At 60.6% G+C, this 449-nt stretch carries 1 protein-coding gene; it reads left to right on the forward strand.

The window, feature by feature from the left end:
* Positions 1 to 396: sodium:solute symporter family transporter (locus tag AVJ23_RS21950; RefSeq protein ID WP_437176767.1), on the forward strand; the 396-nt coding region annotated here is incomplete at its 5' end.
* Positions 397 to 449 lie beyond the last annotated feature (53 nt).

Consider the following 449-nt stretch of genomic DNA (forward strand, 5'->3'; position numbering starts at 1 on the left):
ATCGCCGGTTACCTGGGGATCAATCCGCCGGGCTTCGTGGCCCAGGAGGCGGCGTTCGCCTTCGGGCTTGCAGCCTCGTCGTTCTTCCCGGCGATCATCCTGGGCATCTTCAGCAAGCGCATGAACAAGGAAGGGGCGATTGCGGGCATGATCTCCGGTATCACCTTTACCGCGGCCTACATCATCTACTTCAAGTTCATCAATCCGGCCGCCAACACTCCGGACAACTGGTGGTTTGGTATCTCCCCCGAGGGTATCGGCACACTGGGTATGCTGCTCAACTTCGGTGTTGCCATTGCCGTGGCACGCATGACCGAGGATGCGCCCAAGCATGTGCAGGAAATGGTGGCTAGTATCCGCTTCCCGAAAGGGGCGGGTGAGGCCAGCGCGCACTAATCACTCCAACCTCTCCGGCCCCGCATCGCGCGGGGCCATTCTTGTTCTCAGTC

The sequence above is a fragment of the Pseudoponticoccus marisrubri genome (assembly GCF_001482405.1).
GTDB classification, from domain to species: Bacteria; Pseudomonadota; Alphaproteobacteria; order Rhodobacterales; family Rhodobacteraceae; genus Pseudoponticoccus; species Pseudoponticoccus marisrubri.